Origin of the sequence: Mesorhizobium erdmanii USDA 3471 (genome assembly GCF_000472705.1) — a bacterium.
Classification (GTDB): domain Bacteria; phylum Pseudomonadota; class Alphaproteobacteria; order Rhizobiales; family Rhizobiaceae; genus Mesorhizobium; species Mesorhizobium erdmanii.
This window is the reverse complement of record NZ_AXAE01000008.1, coordinates 302,018-324,221: the sequence shown is the minus strand read 5'-3', so window position 1 is coordinate 324,221 and position 22,204 is coordinate 302,018. Positions and strand designations below refer to the sequence as shown.

Sequence of the window (22,204 nt, the reverse complement as noted above, 5' to 3'; positions counted from 1 at the left end):
TTATTTGCCGCAGTACTGATCGTTCACATTGCCCTGGGCATTCGCGTCAGGCCCGGCCGTGCTGTAGGCACAAGGGCCGGCCGGACCCGAATTGCCTAGGCTGTCCAGCCCGGACCGGTCGCCATTGATGCTTCCGGTCGTGTTCTGGTCGATGCCAGAAGACTCTTCATTGCCGAACGGCCACCAGTTGTGATGGCTGGAATATGCGCCGTCGGATGACTGGGCCATCGCCGACGTGGCGAGACCGATCGTCAGAACCGATGCCGCGAGCAGTTTCGTGTACATTGCATTACTCCGTGTCTTGGTCGCCTTGGGTGCGACACGGGGTAAACCCGGCAGTCAGCCGGTTGGTTCATTGAAATTGTCGTGAGGCTGTGGTGATGCAAACGCACGGCCGGCAATCCGCTCGATGAAATCGATGACCCGCCTGGGCTCGATGAACTGCGGCATATGGCCGATGCCGTCGACTGGCTCGAAATCGAGCCCTTCGATCCTGCCGAGCATCGGCTCGCCATGGATACGGATGTCGATGACGCGGTCGGCGGTTCCGAACAGGATGCCGGCGGGCATGGCAATTTCGCCATAGCGTCGCTCGATACGTCCGAGATCCTGTTCGACGGCCACGATATCGCTCGACGTCGCATGGAAATGACGGGGCCTCAGTCCGAGCCACCCACCACCCTCGACCATATAATTGGCGGGAAAGGTCTGCGGCGCGAACACGAGTTCCATTGTCGGGCGCGCATATCGCAGGCTTGTCGGTATCGCCAACGTATAAGCCATGATCCAACGCCATAGGCGCGATCGAATATACAGCGCGCCGACCTTTTCGCTCATGCCGGGTTCCAGATGTGTCAAGGGTGCCAGCAAGGCGATGCCCGAAATCGCGTCGGGATGGTCCACGGCCAGGGTTAGCGTGATGGCGCCCCCCAGCGAGTGGCCGACCACCAGCGGCCTTTCCAGCCCCAGCTTTTCGATGAAGCGGCGCACCAGGGCCGCCTGTTCGGGCAACCGGCCGGTGGCGCCGTTCGCGCGCACCGAATAGCCCGATCCCGGACGATCGAGCGCGATCAACCGGTAGCCCGGGCCGAAATGGCCGAACAAAGTGTGCCGGAAGTGATGGAGTTGCGCACCAAGCCCGTGCAGGAAGACGATCGGCCTGCCCTCGCCGACATCGACATAGTGGATGCGGTTGCCGTCGATCTCGACGAATTTTCCGACCGGCGGCACCAGTCTCCGCGCCTTTGCCGCGATCCACAGCGTCGCCAGCACCAGGCAGGCCACCCCCAGCACCGCCAGCAACAATACGGCCAGCAGCCAAGACAGGATCGATAACGGCATTGTTCACCTGGACCAGAAACGGTTTGAGCTTACCCGCATCCGGTCACGCTGCAACCTCGCATCGAAACGGGTGCAGCGGGACACCGATACTCACCGCCCGCGCGGCATTGCCGACAGCCACGCGGCGCGCTATCTCAGGCGAGCCGTCAGCCGGAGCCTCCCATGCCTGAAATCGTTACCGCCGCCATGCTTGTCATCGGCGATGAGATTCTGTCCGGCCGCACCAAGGACAAGAACATCGGCCACCTCGCCGACATCATGACGGCAATCGGCATCGACTTGAAGGAAGTGCGCATCGTTCCCGACGAGGAAGACGAGATCATAGCTGCGGTGAATGCCGTGCGTGCGCGCTATACCTACGTGTTCACCACAGGCGGCATCGGCCCGACCCATGACGACATCACGGCCGATTCGATCGCCAAGGCGTTCGGCGTGCCCTGCGAATACGATGCCAAGGCCTATGCGATGCTGGGCGAAAGCTACGCGGCGCGCGGCATCGAATACACCGATGCGCGCAAGCGCATGGCGCGGATGCCGCGCGGCGCCGACCACATCGACAACCCTGTATCGGTGGCGCCCGGCTTTCGCATCGGCAATGTCCACGTCATGGCCGGCGTGCCCTCGATCTTCCAGGCCATGCTCGACAATGTCGTGCCGACGCTGAAGACAGGCACGAAAATGCTGTCGGCCACGGTGCACTGTCCGTTCGGCGAAGGCCTTGTCGGCGGGCCGTTGGGCGAGATCCAGAAAGCGCATCCGGAAACGATCATCGGCTCCTATCCAAAGTATGGCGACGGCAAGTTCTGGACCGAACTGGTCGTTCGCGCCCGCAGCCAGGCGGCGCTCGACGCCGCGCGCGCCGATGTCGAGGCGATGGTGGCGGGTTTCGCCGCGACGGCGAGTTGATGGCTCCGGCCGGAACCAAGCCCTGCGCGGCGACGTTTTCCTGAACGCGAGCTCCAAGGCTCGCCAGATTGAGGGATCACCATGCGCTTCAAGACCATCGTTGCCATTCTGCAGAACGAGCAGGACGCGGAACGCGTGCTCGACTGCGCCATTCCGCTCGCCAGCCGCTTCGAGAGCCATCTGATCGGCATCCATGCGGAGGCGGTTCCGGTACCCTACACCTCGGCGACGGGCTTTCCGGATACGGAATTCCTGCAGGTCTCCGCCGACATGAACCGGGAGCGGGCCGACAAGCTGCAGGCCGTGTTCCTCCGGCGCATCGAGGATTCCGGCCTGTCCTTCGAGTGGCGCAGCCTGGAGAGCTTCTCTGGCGACAGCGCGCTGACCGGAATTTCAAGCGTGCGCGCCGCCGATCTCATTATCGCTGCCCAACGCGAGACGGGCGGCGACCCGGGCGCCGATGTCGACACGCTGGTCTATGATGCGGGCCGACCGGTGCTGGTGGTGCCGAGCACCGGTCCGCTGGTCACCACATTCAAACATGTGCTGCTCGCCTGGAACGGCAGCAAGGAGGCCGCACGCGCCGCCTTCGACGCCCTGCCCTTCATAATCGAGGCCGAAAAGACCGACATATTGGTCATCGATCCGCCCGATACGCTCGACGAAAGCCCCGAGGCCGCCGGCGCCGAAATCGCGTCGGCCCTGTCGCGCCATGGCGCCGCGGTCAGTGTCTCGGTGCAGAAATCGGACGGCGCCTCGGTCGACGACATGATTCAGAACCGGGTCGCCGAGACCGGCGCCGATCTCCTGGTGCTTGGCGCCTATAGCCATTCCTGGCTGCGGCAGCTCCTGTTCGGCGGAGTGACGCGCACGGTGCTGCGCACGGCGCAGGTGGCGGCCTTCCTGTCGCGATAAGTCCACAGCCATCGCTGCCGGCCGCCCTTGCCAAGTCCACGGTTTACCAGTTAATTCCGCGCGCATTCCCCTGTTTTTGTGCACGCGGCTCTCGCGTGCTGCGGAGTGCGCGAAAAATGTCCCTTCCCGAAAAAGCCTTTCCGGTCTCCTGGGACCAGTTCCATCGTGACGCCCGCGCACTTTCCTGGCGGCTTTCCGGCGCCAATAAAGGGCAATGGAAGGCGATCGTCTGCATCACGCGCGGCGGTCTGGTTCCGGCGGCGATCATTGCGCGGGAGCTCGGCATCCGCATCATCGAGACGGTCTGCGTCGCCTCCTACCACGACTACACCAGCCAGGGGCAGTTGCAGGTGCTGAAGGAGGTGACGCCCGCGCTGCTCGCCGACGACGGCGCCGGTGTGCTGATCATCGACGACCTGACCGACACCGGCAAGACCGCCGGCATCGTGCGCGCGATGATGCCCAAGGCGCATTTCGCCACCGTCTACGCCAAGCCGAAGGGCAGGCCGCTGGTCGATACTTTCGTCACCGAGGTCAGTCAGGACACCTGGATCTATTTCCCCTGGGACATGGGCTTCACCTATCAGAAGCCGATCGCCGACGACCACGCCGGCTGATTCGCGACACGCCGCTTTTTCCAATTACGCCGTCACCGGCGATAATATTCGCTTCGGCACATGGGTCTGCGGGGCAGGATATCCTATGGAATCGGTCTCTGTTGGTGGAAATCGGCCGGCCTGAGCGAAGTTTTTACTTTTATTGGTCACAATTAGCCGTAAGATTCGTAAGGTGGCAAACGATTCTGGAGGCTGGGGCTAGCTTCTCCGATGTTAACGAGGCCAACGACGCATAACCATCTGGCTGACAGGGTCCGGCGACTCTTCGGCAACGCGCCGTGCCGCCTGCAAGTTGCCGCCCTGCCCTGGCGCGATACCGGAAACGGCGTCGAGATCATGCTGATCACAAGCCGCGATACCGGCCGCTGGGTGTTGCCAAAGGGCTGGCCGGAGGCCAGGGAGCCGCTCAGCGAGGCAGCGGCACGAGAGGCCGGCGAGGAAGCCGGATTGCGTGGAAGCGTTTCTCATCTCGAAGCCGGCCGCTACTTCTATGCCAAGGTGCTGGGATCAGGCGAAGAAGTGCCCTGCGAGGTGCTGGTGTTTCCGCTGCTCGTCGACAAGATTGCCGACCGCTGGAAGGAAAAGCACTCCCGCACCCGCAAATGGGTCAGTTCCAGCGAAGCAGTACGCATGGTCAACGAGCCGGACCTTTGCCAGATCATCGCCTATTTCTGCGCCGACCCGCATAGGTTTGCCTGAGCGGGGATTGCCCGCATGCCGTGTATTTGGTTGCGCCTTTACAACCCCTGTGACATGGCTGTGAAGGGTTTGCTAATCATTGCCCGCTAGAAGATGTGCCAATCTGGGTTTCATCAATGGCGAATCCTGTAGACTCACTTCAGCAAGATCCCGGCGAGCCACAGCGCGAGCATCGTCCGCGCGTGCTCAAGGGCGCGACGATCATCACCGGGATTCAAAATTCGGAAATCGCCGTCATGCTGCGCAACCAGCATGCTGGCGGGGCCGAATTGAAGATACCGCTCGAGTCGCGGGTACCCGATCGTTTCCTTCTTTATGTGCCGCTTGACGGGGTCGCTTATCGCTGCGAGGTGCGCTGGCGCCGCAACGACAGGATCGGGGTCCAGTTTACTGGTACCGAGCCGAAGCCGAAGCTGCATTACGGCTGACATCGGGGGGCGAGCCCGGGAGGCTTTTGCCGCCGAGCCGATCGCTCCCGGCTGTCGCCTCCCGACCGTCGCCGGCTGGCAAATCCGCCGCCCGAAATGGCAATCGCACGGCGCATTTCTATCCCCGTTATCCACATGCGTGACACACAAGATGTTGGGGTCACAAAAGCTACGCAAACGAATCCTTGACGGCGCAAACCGAGTCGCCTTTTATAGGCCATGCGCTCCTGTTGAGAGTGCGACCGGAAAGTTCTGAGCCCGGTCTTTTTTCCCGGATTATGTGCGTTTTTTCCCGCATTTGCGCCTGTTTACGAGGCCGGCGGAAGCGTTGGGATTGTGGGGTGTTGGGGCGACGAAAGGGAGAATTGTCGGACTGGAATAAATTGTCTGTTAATACTATATTTAGTGTTTGCAGGTAGGTTCGACGCTAGATAGTGTGAATTTCCCTCGAGTGAGGGAATCGAAAAAATCAGTCTTGAGGGACCCGCAAGGTCGGTTGGCAGTCTCGGCAAGCGCCTGGCAAGGCGTTTTGTCGTGAGCGTGGCAATAGCTTGCGAAGAGGAGATGCCGGCGTTGTTCGCAATGCCGGCCGGCGGCGGACTGCGCGTTTCGCAATGGGGTAGAGAAATCCCCTCGGAAAAGCGCTATATATAGACAAAAGGACCGGACCAATGCGCATCGAGCGTCGTTTCACCAAGCAAGGCCAATCAGCTTATGCGGAGATCGAATTCCGCAAGGCGCTTTCCGAGATCAAGAATCCGGATGGCTCGGTGGTGTTCCGTCTCGACAATATCGATGTGCCGGCACAGTTCTCCCAGGTCGCCGCCGACATCCTGGCCCAGAAATATTTCCGCAAGGCCGGTGTCCCCGCGCGCCTGAAGAAGGTCGAGGAGAACGACGTCCCCTCCTTCCTGTGGCGCTCCGTCGCCGACGATGCCGAACTGGCCAAGCTGCCGGAGGCCGAGCGCTTTGGTTCGGAAATCGACGCCCGCCAGGTGTTCGACCGGCTGGCCGGCACCTGGACCTATTGGGGCTGGAAGGGCGGCTACTTCAAGTCGGAGGAAGACGCGCGCGCTTTCCGCGACGAGCTTGCCTATATGCTGGCCACCCAGCGCGTCGCGCCGAATTCGCCGCAATGGTTCAACACCGGCCTGCACTGGGCGTACGGCATCGACGGTCCGAGCCAGGGCCATTTCTATGTCGACCCCTTCACCGGCAAGCTGACCAAGTCGAAATCCTCCTACGAACACCCGCAGCCGCATGCCTGTTTCATCCAGGGCGTGCAGGACGACCTCGTCAACGAGGGCGGCATTATGGATCTGTGGGTGCGTGAGGCGCGCCTGTTCAAATACGGCTCCGGCACCGGCTCCAACTTCTCGCTGCTGCGCGGCGAAGGTGAAAAGCTGTCCGGCGGCGGCCGCTCGTCCGGCCTGATGAGCTTCCTCAAGATCGGCGACCGTGCAGCGGGCGCCATCAAGTCGGGCGGCACCACGCGCCGTGCGGCCAAAATGGTCATCGTCGACGCCGACCACCCCGATATCGAGGAATTCATCGACTGGAAAGTCAATGAAGAGCAGAAGGTCGCCTCGCTGGTGACCGGCTCGAAGATCGTCAAGAAGCATCTCGAAGCCATCATGAAGGCCTGCGTCAATTGCGAAGGCCATGACGATGACTGCTTCGACCCGGCCATCAACACGGCGCTGAAGCGCGAGATCAAGGCGGCCAAGAAGTCGGCGGTGCCGGAAAATTACATCTACCGCGTCATCCAGTTCGCCAAGCAGGGCTACACCTCGATGTCGTTCAAGACCTACGACACCGACTGGGATTCGGACGCCTACCTGACCGTTTCAGGCCAGAACTCCAACAATTCGGTGTCGCTGAAGGACAATTTCCTGCGCGCCGTCGAGCAGGACGCTGACTGGCACCTTACCGCCCGCAAGGACGGCAAGGTGTTGAAGACGCTGAAGGCCAGGGATCTCTGGGAAAAGATCGGCTATGCCGCCTGGGCGTCGGCTGATCCCGGCCTGCACTTCAACACGACGATGAACGACTGGCACACCTGCGCTTCGGCCGGTGCGATCCGGGCCTCCAACCCGTGCTCGGAATACATGTTCCTCGACGACACGGCCTGCAACCTCGCCTCGATCAACCTTTTGCCCTACCGCAACGCCGACGGCACGATCGATATCGCGGCCTACGAGCACACGGTGCGGCTGTGGACCATGGTCCTCGAAGTCTCGGTGATGATGGCGCAGTTCCCGTCGAAGGAGATCGCCAAGCTCTCCTACGACTACCGTACGCTCGGCCTCGGCTACGCCAACATTGGCGGCCTGCTGATGACCTCGGGCATTCCCTATGACTCGGACGAGGGCCGCGCCATCTGCGCCGCGCTCACCGCCATCATGACCGGCGTCGCCTATGCCACCTCGGCCGAAATGGCCTCCGAGCTCGGCGCCTTCCCGGATTATGACCGTAACGCCCAGAACATGCTGCGCGTCATGCGCAACCATCGCCGCGCCGCCTATGGCGACAAGGACGGCTACGAGAAGCTCGCCGTCAACCCGGTGCCGCTGGTCGCTTCCGACCTCAAGCAGCAGGCGCTGGCCGAGCATGCGAAAGCCGCCTGGGACCGCGCCATCGAGCTTGGCGAGGAGCATGGCTACCGGAATGCGCAGGCAACCGTCATCGCGCCGACCGGCACGATCGGCCTGGTCATGGATTGCGACACCACCGGCATCGAGCCCGACTTCGCGCTGGTGAAGTTCAAGAAGCTCGCCGGCGGCGGCTACTTCAAGATCATCAACCGCGCCGTGCCGGAAGCGCTGCGCACGCTCGGCTACTCCGAAGCCCAGATCGGCGAGATGGAAGCCTATGCGGTCGGCCACGGCAATCTCAACCAGGCGCCCGCAATCAATCCCGGCTCGCTCAAGGCCAAGGGCTTCACCGACGACAAGATCGCGGCGCTCAATGCGGCGCTGAAGTCGGCCTTCGACATCAAGTTCGTTTTCAACCAGTGGACGCTCGGCGCCGAGTGGGTGAAGGAGACCTTTGGCTTCACCGACGAGCAGCTTAACGACTTCTCGTTCGAGATGCTGCCGGCGCTGGGCTTCTCCAGGAAGGACATCGAGGCCGCCAACATCCATGTCTGCGGTGCGATGACGCTGGAAGGCGCGCCCTTCCTCAAGGCCGAACACCTTGCCGTGTTTGACTGCGCCAGCCCGTGCGGCAAGATCGGCAAGCGTTCGCTGTCGATCAACAGCCACATCCAGATGATGGCGGCGGCGCAGCCCTTCATCTCCGGCGCCATCTCCAAGACCATCAACATGCCCAACGATGCAACGGTGGAAGACGCCAAGAGCGCCTACATGCTGTCGTGGAAGCTGGCGCTGAAGGCCAACGCGCTCTACCGCGACGGCTCGAAACTGTCGCAGCCGCTCAATGCCTCGCTGCTCGCCGATGGCGAGGAGGATGAGGACGAGGCGGTCGAACAGCTGATCGCGGCTCCGGCGGCGGCACGCGCGGCACAGATCACCGAACGCATCGTCGAGCGCATCATCGAGCGCGTGTCGCGCGAGCAGGAAAAGCTGCCTGGCCGCCGCAAGGGTTATACGCAGAAGGCCAAGATCGGCGGCAACACCATCTTCCTGCGCACCGGCGAATATGATGATGGCCGCCTCGGCGAGATCTTCATCGACATGAACAAGGAAGGCGCCACGCTGCGTGGCCTTCTCAACAACTTCGCCATCGCCATTTCGCTCGGCCTGCAGTACGGCGTGCCGCTCGACGAATATGTGCACGCCTTCACCTTCACCAAGTTCGAGCCGGCCGGCATGGTCATCGGCAACGATGCCATCAAGAGCGCGACGTCGATCCTCGACTATGTGTTCCGCGAGCTGGCGATCTCCTATCTCGGCCGCAACGACCTTGCCCATGTCGACCAGTCGGACTTCTCCAACACCGCACTTGGCCGTGGCATCAGCGAAGGCAAGACCGACGCCGTCTCCAAGGGCCTGACCCGCGGTTCGCCGGTGAAGCTGGTTTCGAGGGCGATCGGCAACGAGCCGAAGGGCTTTGCCGGTGCCGGAGCCCCTGCCCGCTCGGCGCCGACCGCCTTCTCCGGCTCCAACGTGCTGGCGTTGAAGCCGGCCAGCGACGAGGCGGTCGCCTACAAGCGCGACTATGAGGAGCGGGCCAAGGAACTAGCCGAGGACATCGCCTTCGAAGAAGCGGCGGGCGCTGCTTCCGAGACGTCGGATGCCACGGCTGCGCTGTTCACCGATGCCGCGGCGAATGAGGCGGCCGAAGCGAAGAAACTCGCCGCCGACCGCCGCGCCAAGTCACTGCTGCAAGGCTACACCGGCAATTCCTGCTCCGAGTGCCAGAATTTCACGATGGTAAGAAATGGGACGTGTGAGAAGTGCGATACCTGCGGCGCCACGAGCGGGTGCAGCTGAGGAAAATCGAAGCGGCGCTGCTAGAACGCGCAACATCATCGGCCCGGTCATAATAAGATCGGGCCGAAATGGCAAAAGGAACAAAAAGAGTACAACGCATAACGATGTCTTTATGTGACATCTTCCAAAAACACCAAGGCCGACCCTCATGAGGTCGGCCTTGGATACCGCGAATGAGCCAAAGCCAACGCGGGACGAAGAGACCTGACGACCTCTCCTGTAGCAAGGTTACCATATGGGGAGTCGGGACTTAGAGTCGAGGTAGCTGAGGCAAAACAGGACACAGAAAATGTCTACTTTTGGAACCTCAGCTTATCTAAAATTGATCTCCCTCAATCCGAGGCCGCAGCGTACTGAATTGAGAAAAAGGCTTTCTCCAAGCGATAGCTCGTATGACTTTCATCGCTCGCTGCGCCTCCATGCTAACCGATTGCTAGCGAAGGGCGAAAGCATAGAGAATGTGCTCGAATCCGTAGGTCGCATAGCAAAACTTCCAGAGCGCACTTCCGTCCAGGCAGGCCTCGCAACCCTCTTGGATTGGCGTACTTCCCATCCCTCAAAACTCTTTGAAGTTAAGCCCCATATTTACACCAGCCCGAACGCCGTTTTCAAACTCGGCTTCTCAGCCGATTTTGGGACGGTGATAGATGGCAAACGATGTGCCGTTCATCTCTGGAATACAAAGAAGCCCCCTCTTTCAAACAGATTGACTATCGGAACCCTCTCGTTGATCAAGCTAAGCTACCCAGAGGTAGATAATCTTGTTGTTCTATCACTGCTCGACTCCCAGCTTTTCTGGTCAGTTGTGGATGATCGATACGTCGCTATTGGACACAATCTCGCGCTCAGGATCGAAGAAATTATCTTGAGCGTTGAGGAAGAATTGCGTGCGCCCACGAAGGATCGGCGAACTCCGCCGGCTCCACCACATCCGCTGGCATGAGTGGATTGCTACGCGCGGCTCCTTTGTCGGGGGAACAAGGGAGCCGAGCCAGCAACATTTAACACCATCGTCAGGCTAGCAAACGCATTTTTCAAGGGGCGGCCGCAACGGAGCAGGCTCGTCCGCACACGCTACGGTGCATATCATCACCGACGCGATAAGCCTGCGTGATCGATCTGATGGCGAGCCGCGAAATGTCTTGTCGCCAACTTGTATTCGAAGGTGATCGCAGGAAAATTGCGGATTTTCGGCGACCTTTCGCCCGAGTGCGCCTCGACGCTTCGCGAAGTCTAGCTAGACGTGACCGGCCAGGCAGCATAAGCAACCACCCATCATTTATCGATCGCCATGACACGGACATAGCCTTCCAGCAGAAGCGCCCGATCGCGGATGACATTGGTCGTGTCGGCGGCCTGCATCGGCACGTACATCGTGCCTTGCCTCGTTTCATAGAGCGCGTCCCGCGCCTTCGCCTCCGCGTCACGAAAAGCCAGCCAGGCGCGTTGCGACAGGCGCAGCTGTTGTGCCGCCTCACGCGGCAATTCGTGCATGAGCGTCGCATAGGCGGCATTCACGCGGCGATCATACTCATCGGTTGCCGCCGCCTCGCATTCGGTTTGGCCTGCGGTCGAGCCATTGGCCGGATCATTCAGACAGCGATCGAGTGTGTCGGCGGTCGCGTCTTTCAAACCCGATGCCATGGGGGTCGCGGGCAACAGGAATGCCGCCAGGCAGACCGCCGCTGCGCCGATGAGCCAAAATCTTCCGCTGCCGAACCGCATTTTGTCCTCCGAATATCTCAAGCGCCGTGAGAACCGCGCCTCGCAGAATCCTCTTCCGCCATTGTGAAGGCAATATGCCCGGACGCAGGTCGGTGCAGAGACCGGCCGGCGAGCCCCGGGGCAACTGTCGTCACACTTGACGTTGCGGCTGTTCTTTGAGCATCCAGTCCGACACTGGCTACAGCGACCCCCCCCTGCGATGCCTTCTATCGAGCAGCACTTGAAGCGGGTGCCGCGGGCAATGGCGCCCCCGGCCCGCGTCCGGATTATGCGCAGAACTATTACGCCCGCTTCGTGCTTGACCCCGACGGCTACAACATCGAGGCGATGATCGGCGAGGTCTCGACCTGATCCTCTAGCGAAGCAGCCAGCACGAAGAGGTAGCGAGGAAGGGGTGACATGCCCCCTAAGCTCCGTCAACCTCCGCTGTTTTTCGATAGGCATGACCCGGACACACCGTTCCAACCGAACCAACCGGGCGCCGGCACCGACAGATCGGTTGATCCAGATCAACGCGTACACATCGCCGGTGCTGTCTCCTTGGCTATTACCCAAGGGAGAATGAAGATGTCGACCTACGACCTGATGGTTGTCACCGCAGTGCTGCTTACCTTCTCGGCATTCTCCGCGTTTCTTGCCTTTGCCACCTTCGAAGAATCGCGTCGCCATCACTCAAGATAGGTTTGGCGATCATAGTTGTTGGATAGGGGCGTGCGGCGGCCAGCCACACGACGAAGTGATATAGATGCAATTTGACGTCGGATCGGATCGAATGAGACTGTCTGGAAGATAGCAACCGGAAAGCGGACATGAGCGACGAACCCGAGGACGATATCGTCAACCAGCTCGCCTACGTCCGAGCCGATCCAACCCAGCACGATACGCTTACACTTCTCACCATGATCGATGCCGCGATTGCCGAGATCATGGCGTTGCGGAGAAGGCTGCGGCTGAGCGAGGACAGAAACGGTGGGAGCAACCAGCTCCAGTAGGCGGCAGGACCAGCACGAAGGGCGAAGCGAGCCCTAATCCGCGTCGGCCATCATCTGGCGGCCGCCGGCCCCTGCCCAGGCACGCCATTGCCGCTCGTCGCCATGGAAGACGTTGAGGTCGATGCGGCCGGTCACGCCATGCGACAGGCCGGAGCCGGAATACTGCCAGAACAGCCATTTGCGGCCGGGATAGACCTTTGACGGATGCCGCGCCACGGCGCGCAGCCAGAACGGGTAGTCGAGAAAGGCGCCCTGGAGGTTGTCGCGATAGAAATCGGGCGAGGTGTAGATGATCGGACGCTGGCCGTAGTGGCGCTCCAGCTTGTCCATGAACACCTGCATCTTCTCCAGCACCTTTTCGCGCGACGGGCGCCGCTGGCAGGAGGAGTCGCCGTTCCATTCGACGTCGATCACCGGCGGCAAGGCGCCATCGACCTTCGGCACGTTGCGGATGAACCAGTCGGCCTGTTCGCCGGCGGTGCGGCACCAGTAGAAGAAATGATAGGCACCGCGCTTCAGCCCCGCGGCATCGGCATTGCGCCAGTTTTTCATGAACATCGGGTCGAGATGGTCGCCGCCATCGGTCGCCTTGATGTAGGCGAAGTTGGCGCCCTGGGCGCGCAGCTTCTGCCAGTTCACGTCACCTTGCCAGCGCGATACGTCAACGCCGTGCACGGCAAGATGCCTTGGCGAGGAGCGGCCGAAATCGATCGGCTTGGCATCGCGAAAACCGTAGCGGGTGACCGGTCCGGCCAGCATCGGCGGCGCCGCCCGCGACAGCAGCTTTGGCGGCGAGACCAGGGCTGCCGGCTCGATGACCGCCTCCTCGGCGGCCGGCGGCTCGGCGGTGACAGGCAGGTCGGGCGCCGGAAACGCCACCGTCTCTTCCTCCGCGAGGCTGAAAGGCCGGGGGGCGTCGTCGACCGGCGCGGCCCGTCTGCGCGCATTGCTGGCCTTGGCCGTCGAAACGGATGCGACCGGCGCGCTTGGCCGCACCACCGAACTGGTGGTTTCGTTCGACGGCTTCTGCATGTCGAGCGCGTCCATGCCAGATGTCGACGAACAGCCGGCAAGGCACAGCGATGCGATCACGAAACTGATGACGCCTGGTAACCGCATCTGGACCTGTACTCAAACACAACAGACCGAAGGCGACGGCCGACGGACAACCAGCCCAGTTATGAACGAGAAATTACCAATAAAGTTTGAATCAGTTTTTTACCATGTGTGACCCGTTTCAGGCATTCGCCAACGCGGGCCGGCTCAGCCTTGACAGCGCCATGATGTGACTGTTGAGAACGGTATGCGGCGGTTGCCGTCGGCACTCTCCACGATTCCCAAAAAGGCGAGCGATGATTGCGTTGCAGCGGTTTCTTCTAGTCCCCCTGCTCGCGGCCCTCTGCTGCGGCGGCGCGCTCCTGGCCGCGACCGCGCATGCCAGCACGCTGACCGTCGTTCCCCCTGGGAATCGCTCGCAGACGCAGCCGCCGATCCCGGATGCATCGGCGACGCGAACCCGCGCCTTCAAGACCACCTACGCGGAAAAATACGAGAAGATCGTGGCGCTGCTGAAGCACGAGAAGAAACTGGTGGCGCATATCAAGCAGGTGGCTGCGGCCTACGATATCGACCCCATCCATATCATCGGGGCGCTGGTCGGCGAACACACCTACAATGTGACGGCTGTCGGCTCGGTCCAGACCTATTATGTGAAGGCGCTGTCCTATTCAGGCCTCGACTTCGCCTTCCGCTACAAGGGCGTGCCGGTGCAGACCTTCGTCCAGCGCCCGGAATTCGCGGCCTGCGCCGAGGCCAAGGACAGTGCCGCCCTGTGGAGCTGCCGAGACCGGGTGTGGGTCGAGCATTTCCGCGGCAAGACTGTCGACGGCGTCACCTACGACGCGATGACCTTCCAGCAGGCCTTCTTCCAACCCTTCTTCGCCGGCCAGACATTCGGCCTCGGCCAGATCAGCCCGCTGACCGCGCTCGAGGTGACCGATCTCGTCAACCGTGTAAGCGGTTACGACAGGCTGACGCCGGATCATCCGCAGGCGATCTATCGCGACGTCATGGATCCCGACCGCAGCATCGTCTACATCGCCGCCATCGTGCGCGACGCCATCGACGCCTACAAGGAACAGGGCTTTGACATCTCGGGCAATCCCGGCATCACCGCGACCCTCTACAATGTCGGCCAGCCCCGGCAGCGGGCAGCGGCGCTGGCCGGCGGCAAGGGCCGCAAACTGCCGGTCGAGAATTATTACGGTTGGCTAGTCAATGACAAGCTCGACGACCTCAGAAGCCTGCTCGACAGCGGCAGCTGAGAAACGCTTTTTATCAGGGAGCTTGCGTGCAGTCGTTCATCGATCAGAGCGTTTCTTTCATCGAGAACCATCAGGCATGGGCCGGTCTCGTCGTCGGGCTGCTGGCCTTTGGCGAGTCACTGGTGCTGGTCGGCATCCTGTTGCCCGGCACCACAGTGCTCATCATCGTCGGTGGCCTGGTGGGCGCCGGCATCGTCCAGCCTTTGCCGGTTCTTCTGGCAGCGATGATCGGGGCGGCACTGGGCGACACCGTTTCTTACTTCCTGGGCAGATGGCTGGGGCGCGGCGTCGTCCATAAATGGCCGCTCAGGCGCTATCGCCGCGAGGTCGCCAGGGCGCGGCTGTTCTTTCATCGCTATGGTTTTGCTGCGGTTTTCGTCGGCCGCTTCTTCGGCCCGGTCCGCGCCACCGTACCGCTGGTCGCGGGCATGATGGGCATGCACCGACGCCGCTTCCAGATCGCCAACATCCTGTCGGCGATCATCTGGGCCCCAGCCGTGCTGTCCCCGGGATGGCTGGTGGCCAAGGGCGCCGGCAGCATCCCGGAGCTCGATGTCACCAGTTTTTTCGGGATAGCGGCGATTGCAGCCATTGCGGCGATCATCGTCGCCGTGATCGTTCTCAAGCTCCGCGGCAAGCGCCAGCCTAGCCGCGCTTCCTGAATACGCCGATCATCGGTCCCAGATTCCAGTAGTCGTCGTTGTGCCCGATCGCGGGCGCGAACAGGCTGGATATCGTGCCGTCGAGAAACAGCGCATTGTCGCAGCCGAGCGCATCGCGGAACAGTCGGGCGAATGCATGGAAATTCACCGTGCCGTTCGAAATGGCAAAGACCGCGACACCATCCTTGCGCACCCCGACGCCATCGCGGCTCTTGCGCGAGGTGCCGTCGGACTGGAATTTCGGATGAAGCTCGCCGTCGATCACCAGCATCGGGCCGGATTGGGTGGCATAGTCGATGAGCGGCCGCTTCCGGACGAAGTCCCTGGTCGCCCGGACCGCGGCCTTGCCGCCGCCGATGTAGAAGATGCCATTCGGCTGCAGCGAGAAATTGCCGCTTCCCGATCCCGTTTTCACCCCGGCCATTTCCTGGCCACGTTCAACATAGAGGCCGACCGGCCTGAGGTCGGGATGATACATGCCGGCATTGATGGCAAACAGCATGGTGCGGCCAGCCGCGCGCTGGACATTGTCGAGATTATGCAGCGATTGAAAGGGCTTGCCGGCCGCGTCCTTCCAGAACAATTCGATCGAATAGAGCTTCGGATCGACCTCGCAGACGAGATAGCTGCTCGCCTCGAAGGCAAAGTCGCGGCACGGCGGCAGTGACACGAACCATTGGCCGAACGCCATCGTGGAGGCGACGGCCTGCGGCAAGGCGGCCTTGACCAGGCCCAGCAGCAGGGGCGCGGAGTTGAAAAGCGTCAGAAAATCCATGCTCCTACCAGATTGCCAGTTCCAACGAGCCGCCGTGGATAGCATCGCCACCCGGCATTGTCGAAGACCGGGCTGGAACAGGCGCGGGTCGCAATCCGCGGTCAGGCACGGCAAGCCGGGCGAGACTATTTGACGGCGCTGACCAGCTGTTCGTCACCGCCAAGGATGGAAACCCAGTGCCCGGTGTTGTCGCTCGCTTGTCTTTTCAGATACCGATAGGGCGTCTGGTTCCAGAGGCGGACCTTGTCGACGAGATTGTCGAGGATGAAGTCGCCCTTGTCGGTGCGCACCGTTAGCACGGCGTGACCTTCGCCGTCGGGTTTGCGGACCACGGTCATCAAAAGATTGGCGACGGCAATGCCGAGGCCGTTGAGCTCACGCCGCTTTTCCAGCGCGTAATCCTCGCAGTCGCCAAAACCGTTGTCCGGATAGGCCCACCACTCGTCCTTGCCGTAATTGTCCATGTCGCTCATCGGCTTGACGCGCGTGTTGACCGAGAGATTTACGGCTGAGATCTCGTGCAGAAGCTTGGCTGTCAGCCGCTCCGGTGCGCTGTCGGGAGAACGGATCGAGCATTCGGCGACATGGATCTTGCAAAAATCATAATGGCCGATCGGCTGGGAGGTCGAGCCGCCGACAACCATGGAAGCCGGCGCGGCATAGGCTGCCACCGAACAGAAAGCGGTCAAGGCGACCGCCAGCCCCAGCCCCTTCGCCCTGCGGCGCCAACCCATCGAGGATGCCATCCGGCCCCACCCATCTGTTTTATTAACAGAACGTTAAGGGCTGTTATCTTCCCGTGTCAATCAAACCTACCGATCACATCTTCGCGGACTGACTTATGCACGTTGCGGGTGGCAGCCGCGCAACACCGAGGCCCGATCGAGCCAGGCTAGGCAAGCCATCCCATCGCCACGCCGAGCAACAGGAAGACGCCAAGCAGGCCGCGATAGATGACGAAGGGCCAGGCAGAGAAGCGCTCCAGCACGCGCATCAGCCCCCAGATGGCGAAGAAGGCGGAGATCGAGGCGACGACCAACCCGGTGGCGAGAACCGACCAGCCATGGCTGTCGAGATGAATTTTGTGCAGTTCCCACAGTTCCTTGAGGCCGGCCAGCGCGATCGCCGGCAGGCCGAGCAGGAACGAGAAGCGCGCCGCCTCGGCGCGCTTGAAGCCGAGCCCAAGCGCCGCCGTCAAGGTCGAGCCCGAGCGCGAGACGCCGGGGATCAGCGCACCGATCTGGGCGACACCGACGAGCAGCGCGTCGGCTAGCGATGCTTCCGCGATGGTGCGCTTGTGGCGGGCGAAAATCTCGGCCAGCGCCAGCAGGATCGCCATGACGATGCAGGACCAGCCGATCACACTCAGGCTGCGCAGCGGCGAATTGCAGGCGTTGAGAACGCCTGACAGCGTCACGCCGGCAATGACGATCGGGATCGTCGCCAGCACGATCCAGGAAGCCAGCCGAAAATGTCGGTCGGCTAAATCGCGCCGCGTGAGAGCATTGAGCGAACCGAACAGGATATCCCTGACATCGCCCCAGAAATAGCTCACGACCGCGGCAAGGGCGGCAAGCTGCATGGCGGCGGAGAAGGCAGAGCCCGGATCCTGCCAACCGAGCACCGCCGGCACGATGCGCATATGGGCGGTCGAGGAAATCGGCAGCAACTCGGTGATGCCCTGCACCAGGCCGAGAAAGGCGACCTTGGCAAATCCCAGGCCGACAAACCCCGTGTCCACGCCCTGGGTGCAGATGTCAGCCATGTCAGGTTCCGTGTGTGAGGGATCGAACTTGTGATGGAGAGACCGGTCGGTCCCGGGCAAGCCATACCGTCGTGGACCGGATAATCAATTTACGGATTTGTAAGCTCCCGCGCCGTCGCGCCGGATACCCACATTTCAAGACCGGGCCACAGGGCCGGCTCCGAGTTCCAATGGAGGAAAAACCGCAAAGCGATTACGGGCACAGCCAGAGCTTCTGGCAGGTCCTGGCAATCACATGCGCGGGCGGAACAACAGGCTCCTCGACGGCCGGCTTGCGAGCCCGTTCGAGCAGCGTCCGCACCTGTTCCGGACGCACGCGGTCGCGCTCCATCACAAGCAGGACCATCGGGTCGTTCAAAAGCTCGTCCAAGGTGCTGATGCTGTCGTTCATCCGTCGTCTCCTCGAATGCCGGCCCGCGCAGCATAGATAAGAAGACAATAATGGCCCGCCAATGACGTTTTGCCGGCTATCGCGTGTCGTTTTGGGACTAATTTTGGTCATGGTCTCACCCTCCCTTCTCCTCTTGTGGAAGAAAGGAGGACCTAACTAGGCTGGTGGAGCGCCCTCATATTGCGGCAGGCCATCATCGAGCACCAACCAAGGCTGCTTCGACGCCGTGAAAATGTGCATTTGCGGCTTGAAGCCCGAGGGATCGTCAAGCGAGCCGGTGGTGATGCCGATGATGCCGGCCGAATCGCGCCGCGAAAACATCGTGGTACCGCAGCTTGGGCAAAACCCGCGCTTGAGATCGGGCGAGGTGTTCACGGTCGCCAACGGCCCCTCGATCGTCACGTCATCGATGCGAAACAGTACGCGCGCGTTGAAGGCGGCGCCGATCGCCTTCTGGCAAAGCCGGCAGTGGCAGATGCGTTCGTTGATGGGCGCCGCGTCGGCGCTATAGCGCACCGCTCCGCACAGGCAGCCGCCTTGATGTCTGGCCATCGTCCCGATCCACAGATAGAGGAAATCAGCGTCAAGGTAGTCGCGCGACCGACAGGGTCAATTGAAAAGCTTTGATACAATGCCATCGATTACGGTGATGTGGTGGACTTGAAAAGCATGACGCAAGACATCGAGACCATCGGCATCGCGGATCTGTTCGGGCCGCCCTCGCCCGCCGCGACCGCACCGACGCCCGGATCATGGCCGCCGCATCGGGGATCGGCTTCATGGCGGTCCGCGATTTTCCAGGCGACGCCTGGCTGACGCCGGACAACAGGGGGCGATTGCTGCGCATCTTCGCCCTTCCCGACACCGAGAAGCAGAAATTGCTGCGCTGGAATTTCGATCGCACCAGGAAAAACGTCTATCGCGGCTGGTTTCCGCTGCAGCCGAAAGCCGTTTCCTACAAGGAAGGCATCGACATGGGGCCGGACATCGCCGACACGGCAGGTATTTCAGGCTCGGACGATCCGCTTTGCGAACCGACGCCCTTGCCGGCAGAGGATGCCTTGCCCGGCTGGCGCGCGGCAGCGGCCGACTATTATCGCGCGATGGAGACGGTCGGCAATGCGCTGATGCGGTCGATCGCACGCGGGCTTGGCCTGCCGGAAACGATCTTCGATCCCTATTTCGAGCATGGCATCTCGACGCTGCGCCTGATCCGCTATCCCCTGCGCGACGCCAATGCCGGCGTCGACATTAGCGGGCCTGACTTCTCGGTGATCCATAAGGGCGAGACGCGCGCCATCATCGGCCGCGAACATGCCGATTCCGGTTTCGTCACCTTGCTGGCGCAAGACGGCGTCGAGGGCTTGCAGGCAAAGAACCTCGCCGGCGAATGGATCGATGTGCCGCCCGCCAACGGCACGCTGGCAGTCAATTTCGGCCAGTTGCTGGAGCGCTGGACAGGCGGGCGTGTGCGGGCGACGCGGCACCGGGTGATCGCGCCGAAGACAGTTCGGTTTTCAATCCCGTTTTTCTATGAACCGCGTGTCGATGCCGAGATCGCGCCGCTGCCAATGAGCAGCGCCGAGGCATTCGAGCCATTTCTCTATGGTGATTATCTCTGGGATGCGGCGACGAACTTCGTCGAGATGAGCGGCATCAAGCATCTGAGGCAGCCCCGCCGCGCGAAGGTTTCCTGAGCCTCGGCGCGGTCGTCGTCCAGGCAGTCCCGCATCAAAGCGTTTTGGCGAGGTCTTCGAGTTGGTCGGTGCACTGGCCCCAACCGGCGTGAAAGCCCATCGCTTCGTGCTGTTCGCGATCGGCGACGCTCCAGTGGCGGACGCGCGCGACGTAGCGGGTCTTGCCCTCGCCTGCGTCCTCGAAGGTCAGCACGCCGGTCATGAACGGCTTTGCCGAGGGTTCCCACGCCTGCGTATAGGCATCGGTGAAGACAATCTTCTCGCCCGCAATGACTTCCAGGAAGACGCCGGGGTTGGGAAACTCATTGCCGTCGGGGCCGGCCATGACGACAAGGCTCGAGCCGCCAGTGCGAACATCCATCTCGGCCCGCGGGGTCGTCCACGGCTTTGGCGAGAACCATTGCGTGACCAGCTTTGGGTCGGTCCAACAGCGATAGACGTTCTCTCGCGGCGCATCGATGATGCGGGCAACAACCAGTTCGCGGTCATTGGCGGGGGCGATGTCGAGCTTGGTGGCCACGGTGGTCTCCTCGGTTTGATCTGGCTTCCGCCCCAAGGACGAGCCGACAGAACGCAACCCGACATATCAGAAGAAAAATATGGCCGGCAAAACTCAGGAGGCTATGTGCTGGGAGAACCGCAACCGAGTCCGCGTCAGTGGCGCTTGGCTTGCACGAGATAGGCATCTATCTCGGTCTCGCCGAGCCACTTGGCTGCTTCCAACCGGTGCAGGCCTTCGACGAGGATATGACGCTTGCCGTCGTGGCGGACCTGGATCGGGGACTTCATGCCGTTCTCCAGAATGTCTTCCGCAAGATGGCGCACGGTCTCGGGATGCAATGTCTTCTTGCGCGCCGTCGGCACGTAGATATCGTCGACCTTGACCTTTTGCACTCTGAGCATGCCTGTCCCCGTGGCGGAAGTGCCGCCTTCCAAGAGATAGTCGGTTTGCGGAAGGCGGCCAAGGGCGCGGCTAACGAATACAAGGCTCGAGTAGCTTGTTTGCCTGTCGCCGCGCATTTCGATATGGCGTCTGGTGATCTTCAACGAAGGCGCGGAACCTCCGCGGAATCTCCAATGAGCAAATCCCTCGTCAGCTTTGTCGGTGTCGCGCACCCGTGGATGTGCGATGTGATGGGACACATGAACGTGCGCCATTACGCGGCGATGTTCGACGATGCCAGCTTCCAGATTCTCGGCCATATCGCCGGACAGGACGGCGCCCAGGGCGCGCAGACCGGATGGGCCGACGTGCGCACCGAGATCGACTATCGGCATGAAACCAAAGCCGGCTCGCTCCTCACCATCCGCTCGCATGTGGTAAAGATCGGCCGCACCTCGGTCAGCTTCGAACAGGTGATGTCCGGATCGCTCGACGGCATCGTCCATGCATCGAGCCGGACCACCAGCGTACGCTTCGATCTCGTCGCGCGGGCATCGGTGGCGCTGGACGAGCCGATGCGCAACCGCGCGGCAGTATTCCTGATCGAATGAGCGGGCTTCGATCGATCAGCTGACGTAGATGCGGTCTTCGAGCGGCGTCTCGTCGATTAGCACCTGCAGTCCCGACAGTAGCGCCTTCTCGGCCCGGTTCATCGCTTTTTCGGGGTTGGTGAGCAGGAAGATGTCGATGGCCGGAGGCGCATCGTAAGGCGGGAGCCGCCACAGCATCCCGTCCGCCACGTCACGTCGCGCCACATGCAGCGGCAGCGGCCCGATGCCGAGCCCCGCGACAATCATGCGCCGGACCTCTTCCAGGCTGGAGGACACGCCGACGACATCGGCGTTCAGCTTGGCCTCGCTGCGCAGCAACGCCACCGGCCGCAGCGCGTCCGAAATATGGTCTGTCTGAAAGGATACCGACGGCTCGCCCCGCAGATCGGCGAGCGTCAGTCCGGTTTTTCCGTAAAACCTGTGCTGCGGGCCGCAGAAAAAGCCGAAGAATTCGCGGTAGACCATCGCGTAGTCCAACGCCGCATCGCGCTGGCTGACCAGGCAGATGCCGAAAGAGGCGCGGCGATCCCGCACCTGCTTGGCCACTTCCGTGCTTGCCGCGACCGAGATGGTGATGCTGGCGCGCGGATAATTACGATGAAACTCCGCCAGCGCCCGATCGAACAACGGCGAGACGACATGGCTTGCCGTGGCGATCATGACGTGGCCGGTGACGTCGTCGCTGATGCCGCGCATCAACAGCGGCAGCTGCGATATCGAGCCAAACACCTCGACGCTCTGCTCATAGATCAGCCGCCCGACCTCGGTCAGCTCGAAACGCGTCGCGTCGCGCTCGACCAGCCGCCGGCCGACCCGGTCCTCCAGGCGCCGCAAGGCGTTGCTGACGCTGGGCTGCTTGAGGTTGAGCCGCTCGGCGGCGCGGGTGATGCTCTTCACTTCCGCGATGACGACGAAGGTTCGTAGCAGGTTCCAGTCCAGATCCCAGACAAGCCGTTCGGGGCGAGGCAAAGCCATTCCTGATATCTATGCTCCTTATTCCCATTATCTATTTGCGCAAT

The 22,204-nt window shown here is 61.8% G+C and carries 24 protein-coding genes and 1 pseudogene; 13 read left to right on the top strand and 12 right to left on the bottom strand.

Annotated features, from left to right (window positions below; translation table 11 throughout):
- Both A3AU_RS0104255 and A3AU_RS0104250 read right to left on the bottom strand, forming a co-directional pair.
- Nucleotides 1-285 (bottom strand): hypothetical protein, encoded by a 285-nt coding sequence (locus tag A3AU_RS0104255; RefSeq protein WP_027051690.1) that lies wholly within the window; start codon nucleotides 283-285, stop codon nucleotides 1-3.
- Nucleotides 286-339: 54 nt separating this feature from the next.
- Nucleotides 340-1,341: an alpha/beta fold hydrolase gene (locus A3AU_RS0104250; RefSeq protein ID WP_027051689.1), complete on the bottom strand. Its 1,002-nt coding sequence runs from the start codon at nucleotides 1,339-1,341 to the stop codon at nucleotides 340-342.
- A 162-nt stretch (nucleotides 1,342-1,503) separates the two neighbouring features.
- On the opposite strand from A3AU_RS0104250, the gene A3AU_RS0104245 reads away from it, so the two are divergent.
- The 7 genes from A3AU_RS0104245 to A3AU_RS1000000138765 all read left to right on the top strand — a co-directional run bounded on the left by A3AU_RS0104245 (nucleotide 1,504) and on the right by A3AU_RS1000000138765 (nucleotide 10,303).
- Nucleotides 1,504-2,247 carry a competence/damage-inducible protein A gene (locus A3AU_RS0104245; RefSeq protein WP_027051688.1) on the top strand — a complete coding sequence of 248 codons (744 nt, stop codon included), beginning with the start codon at nucleotides 1,504-1,506 and terminating at the stop codon, nucleotides 2,245-2,247.
- 81 nt (nucleotides 2,248-2,328) lie between these two features.
- Nucleotides 2,329-3,162 (top strand): universal stress protein, encoded by an 834-nt coding sequence (locus A3AU_RS0104240; protein ID WP_027051687.1) that lies wholly within the window; start codon nucleotides 2,329-2,331, stop codon nucleotides 3,160-3,162.
- A gap of 116 nt (nucleotides 3,163-3,278) precedes the next feature.
- Nucleotides 3,279-3,779, top strand: coding sequence for a xanthine phosphoribosyltransferase (gpt, locus tag A3AU_RS0104235; protein ID WP_027051686.1), 501 nt, complete (start codon nucleotides 3,279-3,281; stop codon nucleotides 3,777-3,779).
- Between the two features lie 210 nt (nucleotides 3,780-3,989).
- Nucleotides 3,990-4,478 (top strand): NUDIX hydrolase, encoded by a 489-nt coding sequence (locus A3AU_RS0104230; RefSeq protein WP_027051685.1) that lies wholly within the window; start codon nucleotides 3,990-3,992, stop codon nucleotides 4,476-4,478.
- A gap of 116 nt (nucleotides 4,479-4,594) precedes the next feature.
- The gene (locus tag A3AU_RS0104225) at nucleotides 4,595-4,906 is read left to right on the top strand and encodes a PilZ domain-containing protein (protein WP_027051684.1); all 312 of its coding nucleotides are present in this window, start codon (nucleotides 4,595-4,597) and stop codon (nucleotides 4,904-4,906) included.
- A gap of 671 nt (nucleotides 4,907-5,577) precedes the next feature.
- Nucleotides 5,578-9,360, top strand: coding sequence for a vitamin B12-dependent ribonucleotide reductase (locus A3AU_RS0104220; RefSeq protein ID WP_027051683.1), 3,783 nt, complete (start codon nucleotides 5,578-5,580; stop codon nucleotides 9,358-9,360).
- A gap of 289 nt (nucleotides 9,361-9,649) precedes the next feature.
- Nucleotides 9,650-10,303, top strand: a complete 654-nt coding sequence (locus tag A3AU_RS1000000138765) for a hypothetical protein (protein WP_154674516.1) — start codon at nucleotides 9,650-9,652, stop codon at nucleotides 10,301-10,303.
- Nucleotides 10,304-10,635: 332 nt separating this feature from the next.
- Here A3AU_RS1000000138765 and A3AU_RS0104205 read toward each other — a convergent pair whose 3' ends face one another.
- Nucleotides 10,636-11,085 (bottom strand): lysozyme inhibitor LprI family protein, encoded by a 450-nt coding sequence (locus A3AU_RS0104205; protein ID WP_027051682.1) that lies wholly within the window; start codon nucleotides 11,083-11,085, stop codon nucleotides 10,636-10,638.
- 198 nt (nucleotides 11,086-11,283) lie between these two features.
- Here A3AU_RS0104205 and A3AU_RS1000000140260 point away from each other — a divergent pair.
- Both A3AU_RS1000000140260 and A3AU_RS0104190 read left to right on the top strand, forming a co-directional pair.
- Nucleotides 11,284-11,436 (top strand): annotated as a pseudogene (locus A3AU_RS1000000140260) (VOC family protein); the annotation flags it as partial.
- 458 nt (nucleotides 11,437-11,894) lie between these two features.
- On the top strand, nucleotides 11,895-12,077 hold the full coding sequence (locus A3AU_RS0104190) for a hypothetical protein (protein WP_027051681.1): 183 nt from the start codon (nucleotides 11,895-11,897) through the stop codon (nucleotides 12,075-12,077).
- A gap of 33 nt (nucleotides 12,078-12,110) precedes the next feature.
- Here A3AU_RS0104190 and A3AU_RS0104185 read toward each other — a convergent pair whose 3' ends face one another.
- Nucleotides 12,111-13,196 carry a glycoside hydrolase family 25 protein gene (locus A3AU_RS0104185; protein ID WP_027051680.1) on the bottom strand — a complete coding sequence of 362 codons (1,086 nt, stop codon included), beginning with the start codon at nucleotides 13,194-13,196 and terminating at the stop codon, nucleotides 12,111-12,113.
- 242 nt (nucleotides 13,197-13,438) lie between these two features.
- Here A3AU_RS0104185 and A3AU_RS0104180 point away from each other — a divergent pair, with 242 nt between their 5' ends.
- On the top strand, nucleotides 13,439-14,401 hold the full coding sequence (locus A3AU_RS0104180) for a DUF1402 family protein (RefSeq protein ID WP_032916850.1): 963 nt from the start codon (nucleotides 13,439-13,441) through the stop codon (nucleotides 14,399-14,401).
- A 26-nt stretch (nucleotides 14,402-14,427) separates the two neighbouring features.
- Nucleotides 14,428-15,063, top strand: coding sequence for a DedA family protein (locus tag A3AU_RS0104175; RefSeq protein WP_027051678.1), 636 nt, complete (start codon nucleotides 14,428-14,430; stop codon nucleotides 15,061-15,063).
- Here the strand turns inward: A3AU_RS0104175 and A3AU_RS0104170 are convergent.
- The 5 genes from A3AU_RS0104170 to A3AU_RS0104150 all read right to left on the bottom strand — a co-directional run bounded on the left by A3AU_RS0104170 (nucleotide 15,047) and on the right by A3AU_RS0104150 (nucleotide 18,546).
- On the bottom strand, nucleotides 15,047-15,838 hold the full coding sequence (locus A3AU_RS0104170; protein WP_027051677.1) for a phosphodiester glycosidase family protein: 792 nt from the start codon (nucleotides 15,836-15,838) through the stop codon (nucleotides 15,047-15,049). The genes A3AU_RS0104175 and A3AU_RS0104170 overlap by 17 nt on opposite strands.
- Nucleotides 15,839-15,963: 125 nt before the next feature.
- Complete coding sequence (locus A3AU_RS0104165) at nucleotides 15,964-16,584, bottom strand: transglutaminase-like cysteine peptidase (protein ID WP_027051676.1); 621 nt, start codon at nucleotides 16,582-16,584, stop codon at nucleotides 15,964-15,966.
- A 146-nt stretch (nucleotides 16,585-16,730) separates the two neighbouring features.
- Entirely contained in the window at nucleotides 16,731-17,603 is an 873-nt protein-coding gene (locus A3AU_RS0104160; RefSeq protein WP_027051675.1) for an undecaprenyl-diphosphate phosphatase, read from the bottom strand.
- Between the two features lie 193 nt (nucleotides 17,604-17,796).
- On the bottom strand, nucleotides 17,797-17,994 hold the full coding sequence (locus A3AU_RS0104155; RefSeq protein WP_027051674.1) for a hypothetical protein: 198 nt from the start codon (nucleotides 17,992-17,994) through the stop codon (nucleotides 17,797-17,799).
- Between the two features lie 156 nt (nucleotides 17,995-18,150).
- Nucleotides 18,151-18,546, bottom strand: coding sequence for a GFA family protein (locus A3AU_RS0104150; RefSeq protein ID WP_027051673.1), 396 nt, complete (start codon nucleotides 18,544-18,546; stop codon nucleotides 18,151-18,153).
- A 200-nt stretch (nucleotides 18,547-18,746) separates the two neighbouring features.
- Here A3AU_RS0104150 and A3AU_RS1000000136770 point away from each other — a divergent pair, with 200 nt between their 5' ends.
- A complete protein-coding gene (locus A3AU_RS1000000136770) occupies nucleotides 18,747-19,691 on the top strand; it encodes an isopenicillin N synthase family dioxygenase (protein ID WP_245235411.1) in 945 nt (314 codons plus the stop codon).
- 34 nt (nucleotides 19,692-19,725) lie between these two features.
- On the opposite strand, the gene A3AU_RS0104140 is transcribed toward A3AU_RS1000000136770, so the two are convergent.
- Together A3AU_RS0104140 and A3AU_RS0104135 are read right to left on the bottom strand one after the other, a co-directional pair.
- Nucleotides 19,726-20,211, bottom strand: coding sequence for an SRPBCC family protein (locus tag A3AU_RS0104140; protein WP_027051672.1), 486 nt, complete (start codon nucleotides 20,209-20,211; stop codon nucleotides 19,726-19,728).
- Between the two features lie 134 nt (nucleotides 20,212-20,345).
- Nucleotides 20,346-20,594, bottom strand: coding sequence for a ParB N-terminal domain-containing protein (locus A3AU_RS0104135; protein ID WP_027051671.1), 249 nt, complete (start codon nucleotides 20,592-20,594; stop codon nucleotides 20,346-20,348).
- A gap of 174 nt (nucleotides 20,595-20,768) precedes the next feature.
- Here A3AU_RS0104135 and A3AU_RS0104130 point away from each other — a divergent pair, with 174 nt between their 5' ends.
- Nucleotides 20,769-21,185 (top strand): acyl-CoA thioesterase, encoded by a 417-nt coding sequence (locus A3AU_RS0104130; RefSeq protein ID WP_027051670.1) that lies wholly within the window; start codon nucleotides 20,769-20,771, stop codon nucleotides 21,183-21,185.
- A gap of 15 nt (nucleotides 21,186-21,200) precedes the next feature.
- On the opposite strand, the gene A3AU_RS0104125 is transcribed toward A3AU_RS0104130, so the two are convergent.
- The gene (locus A3AU_RS0104125; RefSeq protein ID WP_027051669.1) at nucleotides 21,201-22,160 is read right to left on the bottom strand and encodes a LysR family transcriptional regulator; all 960 of its coding nucleotides are present in this window, start codon (nucleotides 22,158-22,160) and stop codon (nucleotides 21,201-21,203) included.
- Between the last annotated feature and the right edge of the window lie 44 nt (nucleotides 22,161-22,204).

Excerpts from the sequence above, each read along its gene's own strand:
- A3AU_RS0104250 (WP_027051689.1), bottom strand. The coding sequence starts at position 1,341 with ATGCCGTTATCGATCCTGTCTTGGCTGCTGGCCGTATTGTTGCTGGCG.
- A3AU_RS0104190 (WP_027051681.1), top strand. The coding sequence starts at position 11,895 with ATGAGCGACGAACCCGAGGACGATATCGTCAACCAGCTCGCCTACGTC.
- A3AU_RS0104230 (WP_027051685.1), top strand. The coding sequence starts at position 3,990 with ATGTTAACGAGGCCAACGACGCATAACCATCTGGCTGACAGGGTCCGG.
- A3AU_RS0104185 (WP_027051680.1), bottom strand. The coding sequence starts at position 13,196 with ATGCGGTTACCAGGCGTCATCAGTTTCGTGATCGCATCGCTGTGCCTT.
- A3AU_RS0104155 (WP_027051674.1), bottom strand. The coding sequence starts at position 17,994 with ATGAACGACAGCATCAGCACCTTGGACGAGCTTTTGAACGACCCGATG.
- A3AU_RS0104240 (WP_027051687.1), top strand. The coding sequence starts at position 2,329 with ATGCGCTTCAAGACCATCGTTGCCATTCTGCAGAACGAGCAGGACGCG.
- A3AU_RS1000000136770 (WP_245235411.1), top strand. The coding sequence starts at position 18,747 with ATGGCCGCCGCATCGGGGATCGGCTTCATGGCGGTCCGCGATTTTCCA.
- A3AU_RS1000000138765 (WP_154674516.1), top strand. The coding sequence starts at position 9,650 with ATGTCTACTTTTGGAACCTCAGCTTATCTAAAATTGATCTCCCTCAAT.
- A3AU_RS0104225 (WP_027051684.1), top strand. The coding sequence starts at position 4,595 with ATGGCGAATCCTGTAGACTCACTTCAGCAAGATCCCGGCGAGCCACAG.
- A3AU_RS0104165 (WP_027051676.1), bottom strand. The coding sequence starts at position 16,584 with ATGGCATCCTCGATGGGTTGGCGCCGCAGGGCGAAGGGGCTGGGGCTG.
- A3AU_RS0104160 (WP_027051675.1), bottom strand. The coding sequence starts at position 17,603 with ATGGCTGACATCTGCACCCAGGGCGTGGACACGGGGTTTGTCGGCCTG.
- A3AU_RS0104135 (WP_027051671.1), bottom strand. The coding sequence starts at position 20,594 with ATGCTCAGAGTGCAAAAGGTCAAGGTCGACGATATCTACGTGCCGACG.
- A3AU_RS0104255 (WP_027051690.1), bottom strand. The coding sequence starts at position 285 with ATGTACACGAAACTGCTCGCGGCATCGGTTCTGACGATCGGTCTCGCC.
- A3AU_RS0104205 (WP_027051682.1), bottom strand. The coding sequence starts at position 11,085 with ATGCGGTTCGGCAGCGGAAGATTTTGGCTCATCGGCGCAGCGGCGGTC.
- gpt (WP_027051686.1), top strand. The coding sequence starts at position 3,279 with ATGTCCCTTCCCGAAAAAGCCTTTCCGGTCTCCTGGGACCAGTTCCAT.
- A3AU_RS0104220 (WP_027051683.1), top strand. The coding sequence starts at position 5,578 with ATGCGCATCGAGCGTCGTTTCACCAAGCAAGGCCAATCAGCTTATGCG.
- A3AU_RS0104150 (WP_027051673.1), bottom strand. The coding sequence starts at position 18,546 with ATGGCCAGACATCAAGGCGGCTGCCTGTGCGGAGCGGTGCGCTATAGC.
- A3AU_RS0104130 (WP_027051670.1), top strand. The coding sequence starts at position 20,769 with ATGAGCAAATCCCTCGTCAGCTTTGTCGGTGTCGCGCACCCGTGGATG.
- A3AU_RS0104170 (WP_027051677.1), bottom strand. The coding sequence starts at position 15,838 with ATGGATTTTCTGACGCTTTTCAACTCCGCGCCCCTGCTGCTGGGCCTG.
- A3AU_RS0104245 (WP_027051688.1), top strand. The coding sequence starts at position 1,504 with ATGCCTGAAATCGTTACCGCCGCCATGCTTGTCATCGGCGATGAGATT.
- A3AU_RS0104125 (WP_027051669.1), bottom strand. The coding sequence starts at position 22,160 with ATGGCTTTGCCTCGCCCCGAACGGCTTGTCTGGGATCTGGACTGGAAC.